The sequence below is a fragment of the Pseudomonas sp. GW823-FHT02C05 genome (assembly GCF_058797595.1).
In genome coordinates, this window is sequence record NZ_JBXAJU010000002.1 from 670,188 (window position 1) to 691,553 (window position 21,366).

Annotated in this window: 20 protein-coding genes; 14 read left to right on the forward strand and 6 right to left on the reverse strand. The window is 64.9% G+C overall.

Going from position 1 to position 21,366, the window contains the following annotated elements:
* Positions 1-142: 142 nt before the first annotated feature.
* Genes AC1RGE_RS14075 through AC1RGE_RS14085 form a run of 3 tightly spaced genes read right to left on the reverse strand, consistent with a single transcriptional unit; the run spans position 143 to position 2,714 of the window.
* Positions 143-1,192 (reverse strand): alkene reductase, encoded by a 1,050-nt coding sequence (locus AC1RGE_RS14075; RefSeq protein WP_011059677.1) that lies wholly within the window; start codon positions 1,190-1,192, stop codon positions 143-145.
* A 34-nt stretch (positions 1,193-1,226) separates the two neighbouring features.
* Positions 1,227-2,393 (reverse strand): MFS transporter, encoded by a 1,167-nt coding sequence (locus AC1RGE_RS14080; RefSeq protein WP_011059678.1) that lies wholly within the window; start codon positions 2,391-2,393, stop codon positions 1,227-1,229.
* Positions 2,394-2,411: 18 nt separating this feature from the next.
* Positions 2,412-2,714, reverse strand: a complete 303-nt coding sequence (locus tag AC1RGE_RS14085; RefSeq protein WP_011059679.1) for an ArsR/SmtB family transcription factor — start codon at positions 2,712-2,714, stop codon at positions 2,412-2,414.
* A 153-nt stretch (positions 2,715-2,867) separates the two neighbouring features.
* Here AC1RGE_RS14085 and AC1RGE_RS14090 point away from each other — a divergent pair, with 153 nt between their 5' ends.
* Entirely contained in the window at positions 2,868-3,449 is a 582-nt protein-coding gene (locus AC1RGE_RS14090; RefSeq protein WP_492584493.1) for an acyl carrier protein phosphodiesterase, read from the forward strand.
* 105 nt (positions 3,450-3,554) lie between these two features.
* Here AC1RGE_RS14090 and AC1RGE_RS14095 read toward each other — a convergent pair whose 3' ends face one another.
* Entirely contained in the window at positions 3,555-4,349 is a 795-nt protein-coding gene (locus AC1RGE_RS14095) for a lysophospholipid acyltransferase family protein (protein WP_011059681.1), read from the reverse strand.
* Positions 4,349-5,104, reverse strand: coding sequence for an L-ornithine N(alpha)-acyltransferase (olsB, locus tag AC1RGE_RS14100; protein ID WP_015634439.1), 756 nt, complete (start codon positions 5,102-5,104; stop codon positions 4,349-4,351). The genes AC1RGE_RS14095 and olsB overlap by 1 nt, the downstream gene beginning before the upstream one ends.
* Positions 5,105-5,244: 140 nt before the next feature.
* On the opposite strand from olsB, the gene AC1RGE_RS14105 reads away from it, so the two are divergent.
* The 10 genes from AC1RGE_RS14105 to AC1RGE_RS14150 all read left to right on the forward strand — a co-directional run bounded on the left by AC1RGE_RS14105 (position 5,245) and on the right by AC1RGE_RS14150 (position 16,122).
* Positions 5,245-6,123, forward strand: a complete 879-nt coding sequence (locus AC1RGE_RS14105; RefSeq protein ID WP_401260730.1) for an acyl-CoA dehydrogenase middle domain-containing protein — start codon at positions 5,245-5,247, stop codon at positions 6,121-6,123.
* Positions 6,124-6,318: 195 nt separating this feature from the next.
* Entirely contained in the window at positions 6,319-7,416 is a 1,098-nt protein-coding gene (locus AC1RGE_RS14110) for a serine hydrolase domain-containing protein (protein WP_492584495.1), read from the forward strand.
* Positions 7,413-7,742, forward strand: a complete 330-nt coding sequence (locus AC1RGE_RS14115) for a hypothetical protein (RefSeq protein ID WP_011059685.1) — start codon at positions 7,413-7,415, stop codon at positions 7,740-7,742. The genes AC1RGE_RS14110 and AC1RGE_RS14115 overlap by 4 nt, the downstream gene beginning before the upstream one ends.
* 171 nt (positions 7,743-7,913) lie before the next feature.
* Positions 7,914-9,089 (forward strand): M20 aminoacylase family protein, encoded by a 1,176-nt coding sequence (locus AC1RGE_RS14120; protein ID WP_072451103.1) that lies wholly within the window; start codon positions 7,914-7,916, stop codon positions 9,087-9,089.
* A 101-nt stretch (positions 9,090-9,190) separates the two neighbouring features.
* A complete protein-coding gene (locus tag AC1RGE_RS14125; protein ID WP_492584497.1) occupies positions 9,191-10,501 on the forward strand; it encodes an MFS transporter in 1,311 nt (436 codons plus the stop codon).
* Positions 10,498-11,961 carry an amidase gene (locus tag AC1RGE_RS14130; RefSeq protein WP_492584499.1) on the forward strand — a complete coding sequence of 488 codons (1,464 nt, stop codon included), beginning with the start codon at positions 10,498-10,500 and terminating at the stop codon, positions 11,959-11,961. The genes AC1RGE_RS14125 and AC1RGE_RS14130 overlap by 4 nt, the downstream gene beginning before the upstream one ends.
* An 80-nt stretch (positions 11,962-12,041) precedes the next feature.
* Positions 12,042-12,809, forward strand: coding sequence for an IclR family transcriptional regulator (locus tag AC1RGE_RS14135; protein WP_015634445.1), 768 nt, complete (start codon positions 12,042-12,044; stop codon positions 12,807-12,809).
* A 183-nt stretch (positions 12,810-12,992) separates the two neighbouring features.
* Positions 12,993-14,300 (forward strand): OprD family outer membrane porin, encoded by a 1,308-nt coding sequence (locus tag AC1RGE_RS14140; RefSeq protein WP_492584501.1) that lies wholly within the window; start codon positions 12,993-12,995, stop codon positions 14,298-14,300.
* Positions 14,301-14,381: 81 nt separating this feature from the next.
* Entirely contained in the window at positions 14,382-14,963 is a 582-nt protein-coding gene (locus AC1RGE_RS14145) for a YceI family protein (RefSeq protein WP_011059691.1), read from the forward strand.
* Between the two features lies 1 nt (position 14,964).
* Positions 14,965-16,122 (forward strand): phospholipase D-like domain-containing protein, encoded by a 1,158-nt coding sequence (locus AC1RGE_RS14150; RefSeq protein WP_015634449.1) that lies wholly within the window; start codon positions 14,965-14,967, stop codon positions 16,120-16,122.
* 243 nt (positions 16,123-16,365) lie between these two features.
* On the opposite strand, the gene bglX is transcribed toward AC1RGE_RS14150, so the two are convergent.
* A complete protein-coding gene (bglX, locus tag AC1RGE_RS14155; RefSeq protein WP_492584503.1) occupies positions 16,366-18,657 on the reverse strand; it encodes a beta-glucosidase BglX in 2,292 nt (763 codons plus the stop codon).
* 382 nt (positions 18,658-19,039) lie between these two features.
* Between bglX and AC1RGE_RS14160 the strand changes: the two genes are divergently transcribed.
* From AC1RGE_RS14160 to AC1RGE_RS14170, 3 genes are read left to right on the forward strand one after another with little or no spacing between them, the layout of a single operon-like run.
* On the forward strand, positions 19,040-19,648 hold the full coding sequence (locus AC1RGE_RS14160; protein ID WP_492584505.1) for a LemA family protein: 609 nt from the start codon (positions 19,040-19,042) through the stop codon (positions 19,646-19,648).
* Entirely contained in the window at positions 19,648-20,568 is a 921-nt protein-coding gene (locus AC1RGE_RS14165) for a TPM domain-containing protein (RefSeq protein ID WP_123397661.1), read from the forward strand. The genes AC1RGE_RS14160 and AC1RGE_RS14165 overlap by 1 nt, the downstream gene beginning before the upstream one ends.
* Before the next feature lie 33 nt (positions 20,569-20,601).
* Positions 20,602-21,360, forward strand: a complete 759-nt coding sequence (locus AC1RGE_RS14170; RefSeq protein WP_072443211.1) for a TPM domain-containing protein — start codon at positions 20,602-20,604, stop codon at positions 21,358-21,360.
* The last annotated feature ends 6 nt before the right edge of the window (positions 21,361-21,366 follow it).

A 21,366-nucleotide genomic window follows, 5' to 3' on the forward strand; every position in this document is an offset into this window, starting at 1 on the left:
CATCGAACTTGAGATGATCGCGCCCCTTCGGGGCGACCGTGCGTACGCGGCCCGAGCGTGCGGCAGCGGCTACAACGAATGTGCAGGCCATGAAAAAGCCCCGGCTCGCGAGAGTCGGGGCTTTTTATCGAGCGATGCAGGCTTACAGAGTCGGGTAGTCGATATAGCCGACCGGGCCCTTGCCGTAGAAGGTTTCCGGGTGCGCTTCGTTCAACGGCGCATCGGCCTTCAGGCGGGCTGGCAGGTCCGGGTTGGCGATGAAGGGCACACCAAAGGCCACGGCGTCAGCCTTGCCAGCGGCCAGCCAGGCGTTGGCGCTGTCCTTGGTGAAGCGTTCGTTGGCGATGTAGGGGCCGCCGAAGGCTTCTTTGAGTTGCGGGCCCAGGCTGTCGGCGCCTTCTTTCTCGCGGGAGCAGATAAAGGCGATACCGCGTTTGCCCAGCTCCCGAGCGACGTAGGTGAAGGTCTCCGCCAGGTTGGCATCACCCATGTCATGGGAGTCGGCACGTGGTGCCAGGTGCACGCCTACCCGGCCGGCACCCCAGATCTCGATGGCCGCGTCGGTGACTTCCAGCAGCAGGCGGGCACGGTTTTCCAGGGAGCCGCCGTACTGGTCGGTACGCTGGTTGGTGCTGCTTTGCAGGAACTGGTCCAGCAGGTAGCCGTTGGCGCCGTGGATTTCCACGCCGTCGAAACCGGCGGCCTTGGCGTTTTCCGCGCCGACCCGGTAGGCGTCGACGATGTCGGCGATCTCAGCGGTTTCCAGGGCCCGCGGAGTTGGGAAGTCGGCCAGTGGGCGCACCAGGCTGACATGCCCCTTGGGCTGGAGGGCGCTGGGTGCCACCGGGGTTTCGCCGTTCAGATAGGACGGGTGGGAGATGCGTCCGACGTGCCACAGCTGCAGGAAGATCTTGCCGCCGGCGCCGTGTACTGCCTTGGTCACATTGGCCCAGCCACGCACCTGGTCGTTGGACCAGATGCCGGGGGTGTCCGGGTAGCCCACGCCCATGGGGGTCACCGAGGTGGCCTCGCTGAGGATCAGGCCGGCGGAAGCCCGTTGTACGTAGTACTCGGCCATCAGCGCGTTGGGTACGCGGCCGGCATCGGCGCGGCAGCGGGTCAGCGGCGCCATGATGATGCGGTTGGACAGTTCGAGATCGCCGAGTTTGATCGGATCAAAGAGAGTCGTCATGGAGTGCAGCCTTCTTTAAGGGATAGGGAGAGGATCAGTGGGTTGCAGGAGCCAGTTCGGCATTGCCGCCCTGGCGAAAGGTAATCAGCGTCACCAGCAGGGCCAGGATTGCCAGGGCCGCAGCTGCCAACGGCACGCTGGTCAGGCCGAAGCCGTGGGCGATGACGCTGCCGCCGACCCAGGCACCCAGGGCATTGCCGATGTTGAAGGCGCCGATGTTCAGGGTCGAAACCAGGTTCGGTGCGGCCTTGCCGAAGGTCACTACGTTGACCTGCAACGCCGGCACTGCGGCAAACGAAGCGGTGGCCCAGAGGAACAGGGTGATCTCGGTGGGGATCAGCGCCACGCTGGTCCAGGTCAGTACGGTGGAGACCACGGCCATGGCCGCGAACACGCCGATCAGGGTGGCGCCCAGGCGCTTGTCCGCCAGTTTGCCGCCGATGATGTTGCCCAGGGTCAGGCCCAGGCCGATCAGCAGCAGGGTCCAGGTCACGCCCTTGGGCGAGACACCGGTGACATCACCGAGCAGCGGTGCAACGTAGGTGAAGAGGGTGAACATCGATGCGGCGAACAGCGCGGTCATGCTCAGGGACAGCCAGATACCCGCGCCCTTGAGGGCCGCCAGCTCTGCACGCATGTCGAGTTTTTCCTCGTCGCGCTTGGCCGGCAGGAAGCGCAGCAGGCCGATCAGCGCCACCACGCCGATGACCGTCACCGCCCAGAAGGTCGAGCGCCAGCCGGCGGCCTGGCCCAGGGCGGTGCCCAGGGGCACGCCAAGGACGTTGGCCAGGGTCAGGCCGGTGAACATCAGGGCCACGGCCGAAGCGCGCTTGTTGGCGGGCACCAGGCCGGCGGCCACCACTGAACCGATGCCAAAGAAGGCACCATGGCACAGCGCGGTGATCACCCGGGCAAACATCAGCACGTTGTAATCACTGGCCAGTGCACACAGCAGGTTGCCGACAATGAAGATTCCCATCAGCGCCACCAGGGCTGCCTTGCGGGGCAGGCGGGCAGTGGCCAGGGCCATGAAGGGCGCGCCGATGGCCACCCCAAGGGCGTAGCCGGTGACCAGCCAGCCGGCGCCGGGAATCGACACGCCGAGGTCCGCCGCCACATCGGGCAGCAGGCCCATGATGACGAACTCGGTGGTACCGATGGCGAAGGCACTCAAGGCCAGGATGAGAAGCGAAAGGGGCATTGTCGGGTCCTTGTCAGGTCAGAGCTGTTGGCTCATTTGCGTGAGGAACTGCTGGATGGTTTCCTCGTTGCGTTTGAAAAAATGCCATTGGCCGACTTTCCGGCTGCTGATCAGGCCTGCGCGTTGCAAGGTGGCGAGGTGGGCGGACACGGTCGACTGCGACAGGCCGCAGCGTTGGTCGATCTGCCCGGCGCAGACGCCGTGCTCATTGCTGTGAGCCTGATCGGGAAATTCGACAGTCGGATCTTTCAGCCAGTGCAGGATTTCCCTGCGAACCGGATGTGCCAGGGCTTTTATTATTTCGTCGAGGTCGAGGGACATGGCGGTGCTCGTTTTTTGTGAAACGTTGTATCGCGATGAAGCGAAATTTAAATCGTTATTTCGCGATATACCAATATGATTTTGGTCTTAAATCATTACTTATCGGTATATCGGGTTATAACGATATGTTGGTCGCAGTGCTAAGCTGCGTCCATGAATTATCTCGCACATCTGCACCTTGGCGGCCAGCGCCCGGGTCAATTACTCGGCAGCCTGTATGGCGATTTCGTCAAGGGACGCCTGCAAGGGCAGTTTTCGCCCGAGGTCGAGGCGGCGATCCAGCTGCATCGGCGCATCGATACCTACACCGACAGTCACCCGCTGGTGGTGGCGGCGCTGTCGCGTTTCTCCCTGACGCGAAGGCGTTACGCCGGCATCGTCATCGACGTGTTCTTCGACCATTGCCTGGCCCGGGATTGGCAGCATTACGCCGACCGGCCCCTGCCGCTGTTCACCGCCGAGGTGTACCGGGTGCTGGCGGCCGAGCCGCAGTTGCCGGCGCAGCTGGCGCAGATTGCGCCTTACATGGCGGCGGATGACTGGCTGGGTTCCTATCGCGAGTTCGCGGTGCTGGAGCCGGTGTTGCGGGGGATTGCCCGGCGCCTGTCACGGCCAGAGGAGCTGACCGCGGCGATGGTCGAGCTGGAACGGCTGTATGAACCGTTGAGCGAAGACTTCCGTGCTTTCTACCCGCAATTGCAGGCATTCGCCGCGCAGCACATCCAATTGCCCTGACTCACGATGGCTGTTTTAGGAGCTGGCTTGCCAGCGAAGGTGCTCTCATGACCGACGCAGGTTTCAAGGGCCTTTTCGCCGGCAAGCCGGCTCCTGCAGAGAGTTTCAGGCCGCGACCAGTTCGCCGTTGCGGCGTGGTTCGGCGGGCAGCATGACATCACCGAACAGCGCCTTCTGCACTGCTTGCTGGGCCTGGAAGGCCAGCGCCGCACGTTCCTGGCCCTGGCAGGCAATCGGCTTGAGCAGGTGGATCTCCACCTGGCCCCGGTCATTGGCGAACAGGCGCATCAGGTGCGAGAGCAGATCGTCGTCGCCGATGAAGGGCGCCAGGGTATCGATCTGGCCGTCGCGCAGGTAACGGATCGCCACTGGTTGCAGGCAGACGTCGGCATCGATGGCGCTGGCCAGCAAGCGCCCGTGGAAGGTGCGCAGGCCACGGCCATCGGTGGTGGTGCCTTCGGGGAACAGCAGCAGTGGGTGCTGCTCCTGCAAATGCCGGGTCATCTGCTTGCGGATCAACTGGCTGTCACCGGCGCCGCGGCGGATGAACAGGCTGCCGGCCTTGGCGGCCAGCCAACCGGCCACCGGCCAGGTGCGCACTTCGGCCTTGGACAGGAAGGACAGCGGCGTCAGCATGCCCAGCAGCGGGATATCGGTCCAGGACACATGGTTGCTGATCCAGAGCATCGGTTGGCGGGGCAGCTCGCCATGCACCGAGACCTGAAAGGGCAGGGCATTGCTCAAGCGTGCCATGAAGAAGCGCGACCAGCGCTGGCGCCGGACCATGGAGTTGGCGACCCCCAAGCGTTCCAGCAAACCGAAGATACTGGCCATGCTCAGGCCCAGCGCCACCACCAGCAGCACTCGGGCGATACGCCCGTAGACCCGCAGCCGGCGCATCAGACCGCCGCCTTGAAGTGCCGGGCGTAGCGCGGGCACAGCTCGTCGCGCTTGAGCAGGATGAACACATCGGCGACCTGGAAATCCTCGTCCCAGCACGGCTCGCCGCAGATCTTCGCGCCCAGGCGCATGTAGGCCTTGAGCAGGGGCGGCATCTCGGCGATCACATTGGACGGAATGTCCAGGCTCGGCAGCGGGTTCTTCGGCTCGGCCCGCAGGTGCTCGGTGCACAGGTAGCGCTCGCGCAGGCGCTGCATGATCGCCTGGGCCTGCACGCCGCCGTCCTGCATGGGAATGCTGGCGCAACCCATCAGGTAGCTGTAGCCACCCTGATTGAGCACTTCCGCCAGTTCGCCCCAGAGCACGGCGATGGTGCCGCCGTTGCGGTAGGCCGGGTCGACGCAGGTGCGGCCGATCTCCAGGATCGGCCCCTTGAGCTGTACCAGGCCGTGCAGGCTGAATTCTTCTTCGCTGTAGAAACGCCCCAGGCTGCTGGCGGCCTGGTGGTCCAGCAGGCGGGTGGTGGCCACCAGGCGCCCGGTGTTCAGGTCGCGCACACCGATGTGGCTGCAATGAACGTCATAGTCATCCATGTCCAGACCCAGTTCCGCGCCCTTGAGCTTGGCGTTGAACTCGCCACTGAAGACGTTGAAACGCAGGGCCTGGGCTTCTTGCAGAGCCTTCGCGCCGATCAGGCGTTCGGCTTGCAGGCGGCGTTCAGTGCCGGTGTCGCTGATGCGGGCGATCTGAGTCATCGTGAATCTCCGTGCGGGCTACTGACCCGCCTTGGGTTGCAGCCAATCGACTTTGTTGTGCAAAGTCAGGCTATGTAGCCCCGGTGTCATCGCCATGAAGCTTTGGTGATGCTTATATGACAGCCCCTGAGGACCTTCGAATGCCCTGGCAAGCCCTGCTCGAGAGCCGTGAACGATTGCCCGCCAACCCCGACCTGGCCGAGGGCTACGGGGCTTTGCTGGCGCACCTGGGCAACGTCACGCCCTTCGAGCTGGCGGTGCGCGGCGGGCGCTTGATGGCCACCCCGGGGCTGGCCTTCCTGGTGGGCTACCAGGCGGCATTGCGCATGTTGTGGCCCAGCGCGCCGTCCAGTCTGGGGGCTTTGTGCGCGACCGAACGCCGCAGCCTGCGCCCGGCAGACATGCAGACCCGCCTGGAGGATCTGCGCCTGCACGGGCGCAAGGATTTCGTCACTGCCGGCGATGCCGCCGACTGGCTGCTGGTGGCGGCTCGCTGCGAAGCCCCGGGGGAGCGCGCAGCCCTGCGCCTGACGGTGGTCTATCCCGGCGAGCCCGGGGTCAAGGTCCAGACCCTGCCCGCCATTGCCTTGATGCCGGAGATCAGCCACGGCTGCCTGGAGCTGGACAACGCCGCCTGCGAGTTGCTCGCCGGCGACGGCTGGGATGCCTACGTCAAGCCGTTCCGCACCCTGGAAGACATCTATGTCCTGAGCGCCATGCTGGCCTGGCTGTATGGCGTGGGGCAGGACAGCGGCTGGCCGCAGCCCTTGCAATTGCAATTGCTGGGCTTGCTGGCCGGCTGCGCCGAAGCCAGCCGGCAGAACCCGGCGCTGAGCAGCGGGCACATTCTGCTGGCGGGCCTGTTCGTGCAGTTCGAGGCGCTGAAACCCGAGATCGGCATTGCCTTCGCCCAGGGGCCACAGCTCTGGCGCGAGCAATGGACCCGCGACCAGGCCCTGCTGGACCTCGCCGCCAGCGCTCGCGTACAGCGCCTGGCCAAGGCCCTGGCCTCCCTGTAGGAGCCGGCTTGCCGCGAGGAATGCGCAGTCTCCGAAACCGCATTCGCTGGCAAGCCAGCTCCTACAAGAAGCGGTTCTCGCGCCCTATCGAATATTCGCCCAACCCTGTAGGAGCCGGCTTGCCGGCGAAGGTTGTCGCGAAACGGTCATGTGCCCGCAATAGGCTCGGCCCCAGACGGCTCTCGAGTGTCCTTCATGCCCAAAGCTTGGTTGCTGCTGGCCCTGCTTCTATTACTCAGCCTGCCGGCCCGGGCCGAGGAGTGGCCGGCGCTGCAATGGAGCCAGGGCACGCCAGCCAGCGGCCCGGCGCTGCAGGCCCTGGAGGAATACGCCTTTGTGCCCCGGGACGATGAGTCCCGCCAGGGCATTCGCACCGACGCCTTGCTGGTGATCCGCGACGGTCGACTGCTCTACGAGCGCTACGCCGGGACAACCGGGCCACAGACGCCCCATCTCGCCTGGTCCGCCAGCAAGAGCCTGCTGGCGGTGCTGCTGGGGGTGGCCTTTGGCGAGGGGCGGTTCCAGTTGCAGGACCCGGCGGCGAAGTTCTACCCGCCGCTCGAGGCCCATCCCGACATCACCCTGGCGGACCTGCTGCACTGGGCCTCGGGCCTGGATTGGCAGGAAGACTATGAATACGCCCCTCTCAACTCTTCGGTGGTGGCCATGCTCTACACCCGCGGGCACCGGGACATGGCCGCCTTCACCGCGCAACAGGCCGCCTCCGGCCCGCCGGGCCAGGTGTTTCGCTATTCCAGCGGCGACAGCAACCTGCTGGCGGCCAGCCTGCGGGGCATGGTGGGGGAGGGGCAGTATGCGGACTATCCCTGGCGTGCCCTGTTCGAACCCCTGGGCATCACCCAGGCGGTGTGGGAGCGGGATGCTGCTGGCACTTTCGTCGCTTCCTCGTACCTCTACCTGACGGCCCGCGATCTGGCTCGCATTGGCCTGCTGATGCAGCGCGATGGCCGTTGGCGCGACCGGCAATTGCTGCCCAAGGCCTGGGTCGAATTCTGCCGCACGCCCTTTCGTGGCTATCGGGCCAACCAGGACGTGGCCGTGGCGGGCGGGCACTGGTGGCTCAACCGCGAGGTGGACGGGGCGCCACGGCCCTGGCCGGATGCCCCCGCCGATACCTACGCCGCGCTGGGACACTGGGGCCAGGCGCTGTATGTGCTGCCGGCGCAGCGCCTGGTGATCGTGCGCTATGGCGACGACCGTGACGGCAGCTACCAGCACAATGAATTGCTCAAGCGGGTGCTGGCCGCCTTCGCCACGCCGGAGCAGCCATGAAGCCCTGGCCCTTGATCCGTCGGCGTCCGCTGCTCAGCCTGCTGGCGCTCGGGCTGCTCCTGCTGCTGGGCTGGGGCTGGCAGCAGCGGGTGGCGTTGCAGGCCTTCCCGGACATCCTCGGGGCCTACACCGCCAAGGAGTACTGCTCCTGCCGTTACGTCATGCAACAACCTGCCGACTACTGCCGCGCCTACGTGCGCCAGTACCTGCCCACCAGCGCTTTTCTCGATGAGCCGCAGCCCCGTCGTGTCACCGCCAGCGCGCTGGGGCGCACCCATAGCGCGGTCTGGCGCAGTGCCCGTGAAGGTTGCCGCCTGGACCCCTGACCGGGGTCGAAACGATGGCGGCAGCTTTGTGTTCCATCCAGTGGAACCACATTTGATTGTCCTGTGCCCCGGCTCGCGGTTATCTGACGCAGAGCTTCGAGCACGCCCTGGCCCTCGTGCAGCGCTCCGAAAAAAAGAACGGGAACCCACCCGGCCCAGAGGAGATACGCCATGACCCGACACCAGCACATTCTTGCCTGGCTCAACGATGTCGCCAGCGACCTGCGGGCCATCCGCCAGGACATTCACGCCCACCCCGAGCTGGGTTTCGAGGAAAACCGCACCGCGGCGCTGGTGGCCCGCAACCTTGAAAAGTGGGGTTATGAAGTGCACACCGGCGTGGGCCGGACCGGCGTCGTAGGGGTGCTGCGCAACGGCAGCAGCCCCCGCACCCTGGGCCTGCGGGCCGACATGGACGCCCTGCCGATCATCGAGAACACCGGGGTGCCCTACAGCAGCCGCTACAGCGGTTGCATGCACGCCTGCGGGCATGACGGCCACACCACCCTACTTCTCGGGGCGGCCCGTTACCTGGCGGCGACCCGGCAGTTCGACGGCACCCTGAACCTGATCTTCCAGCCGGCGGAGGAGGGCCAGGGTGGCGCCGAGGCCATGCTTGCCGACGGCCTGCTGGAGCGTTTCCCCTGTGATGCCCTGTTTGGCCTGCACAACATGCCGGGGCTGCCGGCCGGGCACCTGGGCTTTCGCGAGGGGCCGATGATGGCCTCCCAGGACCTGCTCAACGTGATAGTCGAAGGCGTCGGCGGCCATGGCTCCATGCCGCACCTGACGGTAGACCCGCTGGTGGCAGCGGCGAGCATGGTCATGGCCTTGCAGACAGTGGTAGCGCGCAACATCGATGCCCAGGAAGCCGCGGTGGTCACCGTCGGGGCCCTGCAAGCGGGCGAGGCGGCCAACGTCATTCCCCAGCAGGCCCTGCTGCGCCTGAGCCTGCGGGCCCTCAACGCACCGGTGCGCGAGCAGATGCTGGAGCGGGTCAAGGCCATTATCCGCACCCAGGCCGAGAGTTTCGGTTGCTCGGTCAGCATCGAGCATCGCCCGGCCTATCCGGTGCTGGTCAACAGCCCGGAGGAAACCGAGTTCGCCCGCAAGATCGGTGTCGAGCTGGTGGGGGCCGAGGCGGTCAACGGCAATACGCCGAAGCTGATGGGCAGCGAAGACTTCGGCTGGATGCTGCAGCGCTGCCCGGGCAGCTACCTGTTCATCGGCAACGGCGTGGCCCAGCCGATGGTGCATAACCCGGGTTACGACTTCAACGACGACATCCTCCTCACCGGCGCGGCCTATTGGGGCGCCCTGGCGGAAAGCTGGCTCAAACCGTCCTGACCCTTCCTGTTCCCGTGTCCCTGACTGCCCCGGGCGTGTTGTAGGCGCCCGGCACTTTAGCGAGCCCGCCAGAAGGCTCAAAAGTCTCCAAGGAACATCCCATGAGCGTCTCGACTCCCTCTGTTTCCAGGACCCGGCAGGTGGTTGCCGCCGTGGTCGGCAACGCCCTGGAATGGTACGACTTCATCGTCTACGGCTTTCTCGCCAGCTTCATCGCTCGCCAGTTCTTTCCCGCGGAAGACGAATACACCTCGCTGCTGATGGCCCTGGCCACCTTCGGCGTGGGTTTCTTCATGCGCCCGGTGGGCGGTGTGCTGCTGGGGATCTATTCCGATCGCAGGGGCCGCAAGGCGGCGATGCTGGTGATCATCCAACTGATGACCCTGGCCATCGCGATGATCGTGTTCGCCCCCAACTATGCGGCCATCGGTATCGGAGCGCCGCTGCTGATCGTGGTGGCACGCATGCTCCAGGGCTTTGCCACCGGTGGCGAGTACGCCAGCGCCACGGCCTACCTGGTGGAGAGTGCGCCGCCCCACCGCAAGGGCCTTTACGGCTCCTGGCAGTTGGTGGGGCAGTGCCTGGCGGTATTCAGCGGGGCGGCGATGGTGGCGGCGGTGACCCATTTCTTCTCGCCCCAGATCCTGGAACTCTGGGGCTGGCGCCTGCCATTCGTGATCGGCCTGCTGATCGGTCCGGTGGGGCTGTGGATCCGCAAGTACATGGAAGAGCCGCAAGCCTTTGTCGAGGCACGCAAGCAGGTGCGTGGCAAAGGGCCCGGGTTGTGGCAGGTGGTATCGGCCTATCGCCGAGCGATCCTGGTGTCCATGTGCATGTGCTGCGGGGGCACCGTGTCCTTTTATGTGGTGCTGGTGAACATGCCGACCTTTGCCCACACCAACCTCGGCCTGCCCCTGGATCAGGTGCTGTTGGTGCAGATGTTCGCCGTGGCCCTGATGACCCTGGTGATTCCCTTTGCCGGGGCCTTGTCGGATCGCATTGGGCGACGTCCAGTGCTGATGGCGTTCACCCTGGCGTTTTTTGTCATGGTCTATCCCTTGTATGTGTGGGTCGCTGCGGCGCCATCCATCGAGCGCCTGCTGGTGATGCAGATGCTGCTTTGCGGGGCCATCGGCGGTTTCTTCGGCCCCGGCCCCACGGCCCTGGCCGAGCAGTTTCCCATCGAGGTGCGTTCCACCGGAGTGTCGGTGGCGTATAACGTCACGGTCATGCTGTTCGGTGGCTTTGCGCCGTTGATCGTGACCTGGCTGAGCAAGGTCATGGCCACGCCGGTGGCGCCAGCCTTCTATGTCCTGCTGACCTCGGTCCTCAGCCTGCTGGGTACCTACTGCATGTATGACGCGGTCAGAGACGAAAAACCCGATGCCGTGACCCTGGAAGGTGAGTCTTGATCAACCCCGCAGAACCATCGATCAATGCGTCGATTGTCGACCTGGATGCCCTGGCGCTGTCCCGGGCCATCCATGCCCGCGAGCTGTCCTGCCGCGAAGTGATGCAGGCCTACCTGGCGCAGATCGAGCGCTGCAATCCACTGGTCAATGCCCTGGTCTCGCTGAGGGACCCCGAGGCCCTGCTGGAGCAGGCCGACGAGCGAGACCGGCAGTTGGCCCAGGGCCAGTCCATGGGCTGGATGCACGGCATGCCCCAGGCGATCAAGGACCTGGCGGCCACCGCCGGGATGACCACCAGCATGGGTTCGCCGCTGTTTGCCGAGCATGTGCCCCAGCAGGATGCCATCAGCGTGGCGCGGGTCCGGGCCAGTGGCGCGATCATCGTCGGCAAGAGCAACGTGCCCGAGTTCGGCCTGGGCTCCCATACCTACAACCAGTTGTTCGGCACCACGGGCAACGCCTACGACAGCACCCTGTGTGCCGGCGGCAGCAGCGGCGGGGCCGCGGTGGCTCTGGCCCTGCGCATGCTGCCGGTGGCCGACGGCAGCGACATGATGGGCTCGTTGCGCAACCCCGCAGCCTTCAACAACGTGTTCGGCATGCGCCCCTCCCAGGGCCGGGTGCCGTTCGGCCCGACTCCGGAACTGTTCGTGCAGCAGTTGGCCACCGAAGGTCCCATGGGGCGCACGGTGGCCGACGTGGCGCGGCTGTTGGGTACCCAGGCCGGGTTTGACGCCCGGGCGCCTCTATCGCTGAAGGACCTATCGGCGCAACCGGAGGCGGCGCTGCAACGAAATGTGAAGGGCCTGCGCCTGGGCTGGCTGGGGGACTACAACGGCTACCTGGCCATGGAGCAGGGCGTACTGGGCCTGTGCGAAAAGGCCCTCGGGGATTTCGCCAGCCTGGGCTGCGAGGTGGAAAGCTGCCAGCCGGACTTTTCCCTGGCCCAGCTCTGGGATTGCTGGCTGGTACACCGCCACTGGCTGGTCCAGGGCTCCCTGGGGGCGCTGTACGACGACCCGGACAAGCGCCGCTGGCTCAAGCCGGAAGCGTGCTGGGAAGTGGAGGGCGCGGCGAAGCTGAGCGCGGCGGATGTGTATCGCGCTTCCCAGAGCCGCAGCGACTGGTATCGCGCGTTGCAGCGCCTGTTCGAGCGTTACGATTTCCTGCTGCTGCCCACCGCCCAAGTGTTCCCTTTCGATGCACGGCAAGCCTGGCCGCGGCAGATCGATGGGCAGGAAATGGACACTTACCACCGCTGGATGGAAGTGGTGATCGGCCCGACCCTGGCCGGCTTGCCCAGTATCAGCATTCCGGTGGGTTTCAACCTGGCCGGTTTGCCCATGGGGCTGCAGATCATCGGTCCGGCCCAGGCCGACCACGCCGTGCTGCAATTGGCTTACGCCCATGAGCAGCTGACGCAGTGGGTGCGGCAGCGGCCGCCGGGCAACCTGCGGTAATCAAAGGGGTGTGGTCGCCAAGGTCCGCAGGCCCGCATCTTGCTGGGTAAAACCTTTTCCTCAGTCAGGGAGCTCGGACTATGGCCAGCAAGGTAGAAACCGGCAGCGTGCGCTCAGTGGAGCGGGCCCTGGCCATTGTCGAGCTGATCGGCCAGCACCAGGCCCTGGGCCTGGAGGAGCTGCACTACCTGACGGGCCTGGCCAAGGCCACGGTATCGCGCATGCTGCTGACCCTGCAGGAACAGGGCTGGATCTATCGAGGCCTGAGTGACCGGCGCTACCGCCTGAGCGCCCGGAGCCTGTTCGGTGACAGCCGGCAGCGCTTCAAGCGCCAGATGGTGGAGCAGGCGGCGCCCTGGTTGCTGGAATTGAGTGCACGTACCGGATTGGTCACCGACCTGTCGAGCTTCGACGGCGAGAGCCTGGAGGTCCTGGAAAGTGCGGTGCCCGAGGTATTGCGCAAGCGCTACCCGAGCAACAGCCGGATTGTCGGCCAGCATGCCAGCCTGTTTCATTCGGCCATGGGCAAGGCCTGCCTGGGGGCCCTGGCCAGTGCAGAAGTCGAGCGTCTGGCCGAGCAGGAGCAGGTGCCGGCCGAAGCCCGGCAACAGTGCCTGGAATCCCAGCACCTGGGGTTCGGCCAGCGCACCGAAGGGCACTGGGAATACCCGGTGCGCCTGCCGTTCCTGATCCGCGCCGTGGCCTTGCCGCTGCAGGCCGAAGGCCGGGTGATCGGCAGTATCGCCCTGCACTGGCCGCGGGACCTGGCCTGTGTCGAACAGGTGCGCAACCGCCACCTGTGGCTACTGGCGGAAACCGTCGAGCAGGTGCAGAAAGACATCGCCTGAAACCTCCCGCTCGGGCCTTCCGGCTGCCCTGATCGTGCTGCGCGGACAACGCTCTCCTCAGACACCGGGTTCCATTCTGCGGAACCAGTGCCCATTGCCCTTTGCCCCGCTGCTCCGAGAATGAAGCCTGGTCCGCCTTCGGCGGCCATGACGCCAATTCCAATAATAAGAACAGGTGATCTCATGCGGGCTGAGCAACGTTATCTGAGCGGGCTGTTGTGTTGTCTGGTGGCCGGTGGGGCCTTGGCCGAGGGCTTTTTCGAGGACAGCCGCAGGTCCTTGCGTTACAGCCAGTCCTACTGGAAGGAAAACGACGGGGGAGGGTTCGGTCCGACCCGGGATGAATGGGTACAGGCCACCCAGTTCAGCTTCAGTTCCGGCTGGTACCGCGAGGTGCTGGGGCTCGACTACAGCTATGGCCTGGCCGATGCCTTGCACGTGGGGCGAGACGCCAACAACATCAGCAACCTGCGAGCCGACCGCAGCGTGCAGCAGCCCCATGGCATCGCCAAGCCACTCGAACTGTACCTGCGTGGGCGCTGGGTGGATGAAGCCGGAACCTTCAGCGCCGGAGTGGGGAAAAAAAGCCGGCAATACCAGCTTTACCGCGACGATCGCTATTCGCGCATCCTGCCGGCGGCCACCCTGGGCCAGGACCTGAGCTACGAGCGTGGCTCGCTGAGCCTGAACTTCAGCCGCATCGACGGTTTCAGCCCGCGCAACGACTCGGGCTGGAGCCAGGACCTGCGCAACTATCGAGGGCAGAGGATCGATGACCTGCGGCTCTATGCCCTGGGTCATGTGTTGCCTGGTGGCAGCAACCTGCAGCTTGAATACGGCGTGGCCCGGGACTACCTGCGCGCGTCCTCGGTGAAACTGACCCACAGTTTCGAACTGGCCCCCGAGCGCGGCATCGATGTGTATGCCATCTGGGGGCGCCAACAGGATGCCGGCAAGCGCTTCGAGTATTCCGGCGTGCGCGGGCTGTATGAGGCGGAGCGCTCTCACGATGCTCGGCATCTGGATCTGCTGTTCAAGTACCGGTTCAGCCGCTACTACGCCGGGCTGACCTGGAACAAGGTCTGGGGTGACGACTATGACCGCACCTTCTTCGCCCAGGACAACGGCACCTGGAACAGCAGCGGCAAGCTGTTCTACTACTTCGGCCTGCAGGACGAGGAGATGTTCAAGCTGCTGGGAGGCATGGATTTCGCCGACTTCGGCTTGCCGCGGCTGAAGTTGGATATGCACTACGCTGCCTCCAATCACGCCAAAGGCTACGCAGGTTTTTCCCGCCGGGAATTTCAGAGCGTGCTGCGCTATGCCTTCGACGGCTGGTTCGATGGGCTCGATGTCGCCTGGCTGCACGGGCGCTTTCGTACCCACGGCGAGCCCGACGGCATCCAGCGCCAGAGCCTCTCCAGAGGACCGGCAGGCATCATCAGCCATAGCGCCGAACGCTTCTACCTGAACTATACCTACCGCTTCTAGCTCTACTGCGCCGCCTGCCGTGACGTTTGCCAGCCTTCTGGCGGGCGGTTAAGGTGGCGCCTTCTGTTCATGGGAGCTTGCATGCGTACGCCGATCCGCCTTCTTTTCAGCCTGCTCGGGGTACTGGCCCTGCCGGCCCAGGCCAACTGGTACCTGGACAACGAATCTTCCCGCGTGTCCTTCGTCACCACCAAGAACGCCAGTGTTTCCGAGGTCCAGCGCTTTCTGGTGCTGCATGGCAAGGTCGATGGCAAGGGCCAGGCGCAGTTGCAGATCGAACTGGAGTCGGTGAGCAGCGGGATTCCCTTGCGCGATGAGCGCATGCGCCAGGAACTGTTCCAGATCGCCCAGTTTCCCGAGGCGCGGATCAGTGCACAGATCAACCTGCGACCGATCAACGACCTGGCCCCCGGCGCACAGATCGAATTGCTGCTACCGGTCACCGTCGCCCTGCACGGCGAGGAACACACCTACAACGCCGAATTGCTGGCCACCCGCCTGGATGACCGGCGCTTCCAGGTGGTGACCCTGGAGCCTCTGGTGCTCAACGCCGAGGACTTCAACCTGGCCCCCGGCCTCGACAGCCTGCGCAAGATGGCCGGGTTGTCGGCCATCAGTTTCTCGGTGCCGGTGGGTGCGGTGCTGATCTTCACGGCGCGCTGACATGCGCGCAGCGGTGTTCCCCTGGCGCGAAGGCAACCGCTTCGAGTTGCTGATCGACGGCCCGCAGTTCTTCCCGCGGATGCTGGTGGCCATTGCCCGCGCCCAGCACCAGGTGGAACTGGAGCTGTACCTGGTGGAAGCCGGGACCTGCGCCGAGGCCATGGTCCAGGCCCTGGTGCAGGCAGCGCAGCGCGGGGTACGGGTGCGCTGCCTGTTCGACGACTACGGCAGCCTGGCCTTTACCCAGGCCCTGCGCCGCAGCCTGACCGAGGCCGGTGTCGAGCTGCGCTTCTACAACCGGCTGAAATGGCGCCAGGGCTTTCTCAACCTGTACCGCGATCATCGCAAGCTGCTGCTGGTGGACCAGGCCCTGGCGGTGGTGGGCGGCACCGGAGTCACCGATGAGTTCTGGAAGCCCGAGGACAATAGCTGCGACTGGCATGAGGTGATGGTGGAGATTGCCGGCCCCATGGTCAGCGACTGGCAGCAGCTGTTCGACCGGCAATGGAGCGCCAACCTGTATCGCGGGGCCTGGAAGCCCGGTGCCGATTTCGGTCTGCCACGCCTGCCGCGCCTGCCCGATACCGGCGAGGGCATGGGCCGGGTGGCCTACGCCGACGCCCGTCAGCATCGCGACATCCTGCATTCGCTGATCCGGGCCCTGAGCAGCGGGCAGCGGCGCATCTGGCTGGCGACTCCGTATTTTCTGCCCACCTGGTCAGTGCGCCGTTCGTTGCGCAAGGCGGCGGCCCGAGGCCTCGACGTACGCCTGCTGCTGACCGGGCCGCGCACCGACCACCCGGCGGTGCGCTATGCCGGGCACCGCTACTACCCGCGCCTGCTCAAGGCCGGGGTGCGGATTTTCGAGTACCAGCCGCGTTTCCTGCACCTGAAGATGGCACTGGTGGACGACTGGGTGAGCGTGGGCTCGTGCAACTTCGACCACTGGAACCTGCGCTTCAACCTGGAAGCCAATCTGGAAGCCCTGGACCCTGCGTTGACCCAGGCAGTGGTGGCGAGTTTTGACGCCGACTTTGCCCAGAGCGAGGAAGTCAGCCTGGCGGTGTGGCGCAAGCGACCGCTGTGGCGGCGGATCAAGCAGCGGATCTGGGGTTGGGTCGACCGTCTGGTGGTCAACCTGCTGGATCGGCGCGGCTGACTCACGTGGCTGACTGTCACGGCTGACACGGCTGGCTGTGGCCGCTGCCGCAGGCTGCGAACGAGCGCGAAGCGGTCGCGGCGGTCGTGAGTCCGATGGAGGTTTGGCGGGAGATCGACAAGCACGGTCCTGCGGACCTTTGCGCAGCCTCGCAGGCTCGGCAGCGGCGACAGATATTGCAGCGATTGTGGGGGTTACAGAAGGAGTCGGCCGGCGCAGGTCCTGCGCCGGCCGCTGGCAGGCTCAGAGCAGTTCGAAGCTCTGTTGCTTGACGTCCTGGGAATCCAGGCCGATCTGCACATTGAAGTCGCCCGGCTCTGCGGCGTACTTGAGCTGCGCGTTGTAGAACTTCAGGTCGTCCTCGGTGATGGTGAAGTGAATGGCTTTCTCTTCACCGGCCTTGAGCATGACTTTCTGGAAGTTCTTCAATTCCTTGATCGGGCGGATCATCGAGCCGGCCACGTCCTGGATGTACAGCTGCACCACGGTTTCGCCGTCACGCTTGCCGGTGTTCTTCACCGTCACGCTGGCGTCGAGCTTGCCGCTCTTGTTCAGGGTGGTGGAGGACAGGGCCATGTCCGACAGGCTGAAGCTGGTGTAGCTCAGGCCATAGCCGAACGGGAACAGCGGGCCGGTGGTGTCGTCGAAGTACTGCGAGGTGTAGTTGCCCGGCTTGCCCGGGGTGAACGGCCGGCCGATGGTCAGGTGGTTGTAGTAGGTGGGGATCTGCCCCACGGAGCGGGGGAAGGTGATCGGCAGCTTGCCCGACGGGTTGTAGTCGCCGAACAGCACGTCGGCGATGGCGTTGCCACCTTCGGTGCCGCTGAACCAGGTTTCCAGGATCGCATCGGCCTGCTGGTTTTCTTCCAGCAGCGACAGCGGCCGGCCATTCATCAGCACCAGCACCAGTGGCTTGCCGGTGGCCTTGAGGGCCTTGATCAGGTCGCGCTGGCTGGCAGGAATGTGCAGGTCGGTGCGGCTCGAGGATTCGTGGGACATGCCCCGGGATTCACCCACCGCGGCCACGATCACATCCGATTGCCGGGCGGCCTTCACCGCTTCGTCGATCATCTGCTGCGCCGTGCGCGGGTCGTCCACCACTTCCGGGGCATCGAAGTTGAGGAAGTTCAGGTAGTCCACCACCTTCTTGTCGGCGGTGATGTTGGAACCCCGGGCGTACACCAGTTGGGCCTTGTCTCCCAGTACATTGCGCATGCCGTCGTAGAGGGTCACCGATTGCGCCGGCACCCCGGCGGCGGCCCAACTGCCCATCATGTCGATCGGCGCCTTGGCCAGCGGGCCCACCAGGGCGATCTTCGCGGTTTTCTGCAGTGGCAGGGTGTCGTTCTGGTTCTTCAGCAGCACCAGGCTGCGTCGCGCGATATCCCGGGCGTCGCTGCGGTGCAGGCGGCTTTCGGCGTTGGTGTCGGCGGGGTCGTCCTCGGCCTTGCCGATGCGCACGTACGGGTCCTTGAACAGGCCCATGTCGTACTTGGCGGCCAGCACTTCACGCACGGCGTTGTCGATGTCCTTCTGTTCGATCTCGCCGGACTTGAGCAGCCCCGGCAGCTCCTTGCCGTACAGCGAATCGTTCATGCTCATGTCGATGCCGGCCTTGATCGCCAGTTTGGCCGCTTCACGTCCGTCCTTGGCGACGCCATGGCGGATCAGTTCGATGATCGCCCCGTGGTCGCTCACCGCCAGGCCCTTGAAGCCCCATTCCTTGCGCAGCAGGTCGTTCATCAGCCAGGTGTTGGAGGTGGCGGGCACGCCGTTGATCGAGTTCAGGGCCACCATCACCCCGCCGGCGCCGGCGTCGATCGCCGCGCGGTAGGGCGGCAGGTAGTCCTGGTACATCTTCACCGGGCTCATGTCGACGATGTTGTAGTCGCGACCGCCTTCCACCGCGCCATACAGGGCGAAGTGCTTGACGCTGGCCATGATGCTGTCCGGCAGGGCCGGGCTCTGGCCCTGGTAGGCCTTGACCATGACCTTGGCGATGCGCGAGACCAGGTAGGTGTCTTCGCCAAAGCCTTCGGAGGTACGGCCCCAGCGCGGATCGCGGGAGATATCGACCATCGGTGCAAAAGTGATGTCCAGGCTGTCGGCGCTGGCTTCCTTGGCGGCAATGCGCCCGGAGCGGCCGATGGCATCCATGTCCCAGCTGGAGGCCAGGGCCAGGCTGATGGGGAAGATGGTCCGGTGGCCGTGGATCACGTCGTAGGCGAAGAACATCGGGATCTTCAGCCGGCTGCGCATGGCCGCGTCCTGCATCGGCCGGTTTTCCGGGCGGGTGATGGAGTTGAAGGTGCCGCCGATATTGCCCGCGGCAATTTCCTTGCGGATCAGCTCGCGGGGCATTTCCGGGCCGATGCTGATCAGCCGCAGCTGGCCGATCTTCTCTTCCATGGTCATGCGCTTGAGCAGGTCGCTGATAAAGGCTTCTTTGTTTTCCAGGGGGACCGGGGCAGTTTCGGCCAATACAGGGTGACTGGCCAGGCTGACCAGCAGGCCCAGCAAACACAGCTTCTTCATGAATATTGTTCTCAAGGGCTCAAGACCGACGCATGAGTGACGCGTCGAACAGCCAAAATTTAGGGAGCGACTATTGTTGTTCAGATAATTCCCGCACACTTCAGGCCATGTGAAAACTGCTGCGTTCGGCAATACGGCGTTAAAAACAGGCTCGGAATGCTCATGTAGGCTCCTACACTCCGCTTCCTCGCCTGTTTTTGCCTTGTCTTGCCTTCACTCGCGACGTTTTCACACCGCCTTATTTCTGAACTCTTTTTCGCGCTGGGCATCTTTTAGCCCATCAGCCCGATGCATTCCAGTGGCGCAGGCAGATTTTGCCCACAGGATGTGTGAAAGCGGGCAAAAGCTTCATTTCAATCAGGTTGTGCAAGGAGCCTCACCCATGAACATCACTCAAAGCCTGCGTTCGAGCTGGCCCATCGCTGCCTTGTTGCTGCTTACCAGCCTGCTCAGCGGCTGCGGCATCAACAACATTCCGACCCTGCACGAGCAGGTCAAGGCCGACTGGGGCCAGGTGCAGAACCAGTACCAGCGCCGCGCCGACCTGATCCCCAACCTGGTGGAAACCGTCAAGGGCTACGCCAAGCACGAAGAGCAGACCCTCACTGCGGTGATCGAGGCGCGGGCCAAGGCCACCTCGATCCAGGTGGACGCCAGCACCCTGGACAACCCGGAAAAACTCAAGCAGTTCCAGCAGGCCCAGGACCAGTTGAGCGGTGCCCTGAGCCGCCTGATGGTGGTCTCCGAGCGTTACCCGGACCTCAAGGCCAACCAGAACTTCCTGGCCCTGCAATCCCAGCTTGAAGGCACCGAGAACCGCATCGCCGTGGCCCGTCGCGACTTCATCCTGGCGGTGCAGAAGTACAACACCGAGATCCGTACCTTCCCCGGCCGCCTGTGGCACAGCCTGATGTACAGCGACATGCCGGTGCGTGAATCCTTCGAGGCCACCAGCCCCGACGCCGACAAAGCGCCGCAAGTCAAATTCTGATGAGCCATGGGCGGCGCGTGCTGCAAGGCGCGCTGCTGTGGCTTTGGCTGGTGGGTGGCGCCGTACTGGCGCAAACACCCGGGCCCACACCCACGGATGGGGTGCCGTTGCGTTCGTCGCAACCCGCTGTCCAGGTCGAGCCCGCACCGACCACTGCGACAGCGGCACCGATTGAACGCCTGTTTCCCAAGCTGACCGGGCGGGTGGTGGACACCGCGCAGTTGCTCACGCCATCGGCGCAGGTCTACCTGGCGCAGATGCTGGAGCGGCTCGAGCAGACCACCACCGACCAGGTCGTGGTGGCCACGGTGCCTAGCCTGGGTGGCCATAGCATTGAGGAGTTCGGCCTGCAGTTGGGCCGGCACTGGGGGATCGGCCGGAAGGACAAGAACAACGGCGTCCTGCTGCTGGTGGCCAAGGACGATCGCAAGGTGCGGATCGAGGTCGGTTACGGCCTGGAGGGGCGGCTCAACGACATGGTGGCCCACTTCATCATCGATGGTTCGATCATTCCGTACTTCAAGGACGACCTGTATTCCTCGGGGATCATTGCCGGGGCCACGTCCATCGTGAGCGTATTGTCGTCCACCGACCGGCCGATGCTGGTGTACCGCTCGGTGGAGAAAAGCTGGTACCAGGACATCGAGTGGATGTGGTGGTTCGAGAGGTTGTTCTACCTGGTGTTCGTCGGTGTACCGTTGTTCGGGTTCCTGACCCAATGGCGCAGCGGCGATGACTCGCCGGTTGTTGCCAGCGGCGATTCGGCCAGGCGCGAAACCAGGGCCGAGCGCGACACCGGTTCGAGCAGCAGTGCGTTCGACTGGTTCGACTCCAGCAGCTCCAGCTCCAGTTCAAGCTCGGACAGTTTCAGCGGGGGCGGCGGCAGTTTTGGCGGTGGCGGGGCGTCCGGCAGTTGGTAGCACACGCGGACAAACATTAAGGATGAGGTGCTGATGCGACTCTATAAAATTGGCCTGGTGCTGTTGCTCTGGGTCTTTGCGGTCTCGGCCCAGGCCGAGCTGAGGTTTCCGGCCCTGAGCGGGCGGGTGGTGGACGACGCGCAGATGATCGAGCCGAGCATCAGCGCCCTGCTGACTCGGCAACTGCAAGCCCACGAACAGGCCACCGGCGAACAGTTGGTGGTGGTGACCCTGCCGAACCTGCAAGGCGTCAGCATCGAGGAGTTCGGCTACCAGTTGGGGCGCCACTGGGGCATCGGCCAGAAGGACAAGAACAACGGCGCGCTGCTGATCGTCGCCCGGGACGAGCGCAAGCTGCGCATCGAAGTGGGCTACGGCCTGGAGGAGCGCCTGACCGACGCCCAGGCCTCGGTGATCATCAACCAGGTGATCACCCCGGCGTTCAAGACCGGGCAGTTCAGCAAGGGCATCAGCGACGGGGTTTCGGCCATGCTCCTGGTGCTCGGCGGCACGCCGCTGGACGAGCCGGCCACGGCCTATGACAGCGGCGGCCAGAGCAGCGACCAGGACGATTTTGTCCAGCGTCACCCGTGGCTGTTCATCTTCATGGTGCTGCTGTTCATCCTGGTGGTGATGGTGGCGCAGGCGCTCGGGTTCATCACCACCACCAGCGGGCGCGGCGGTGACGGAGGCGGTGGCTTCGGCGGTTTTGGTGGCGGCTCCGGCGGCGGGGGCGGCTTCAGTGGGGGCGGCGGCAGCTTTGGCGGCGGCGGTTCCTCCGGCGGCTGGTAACTGACA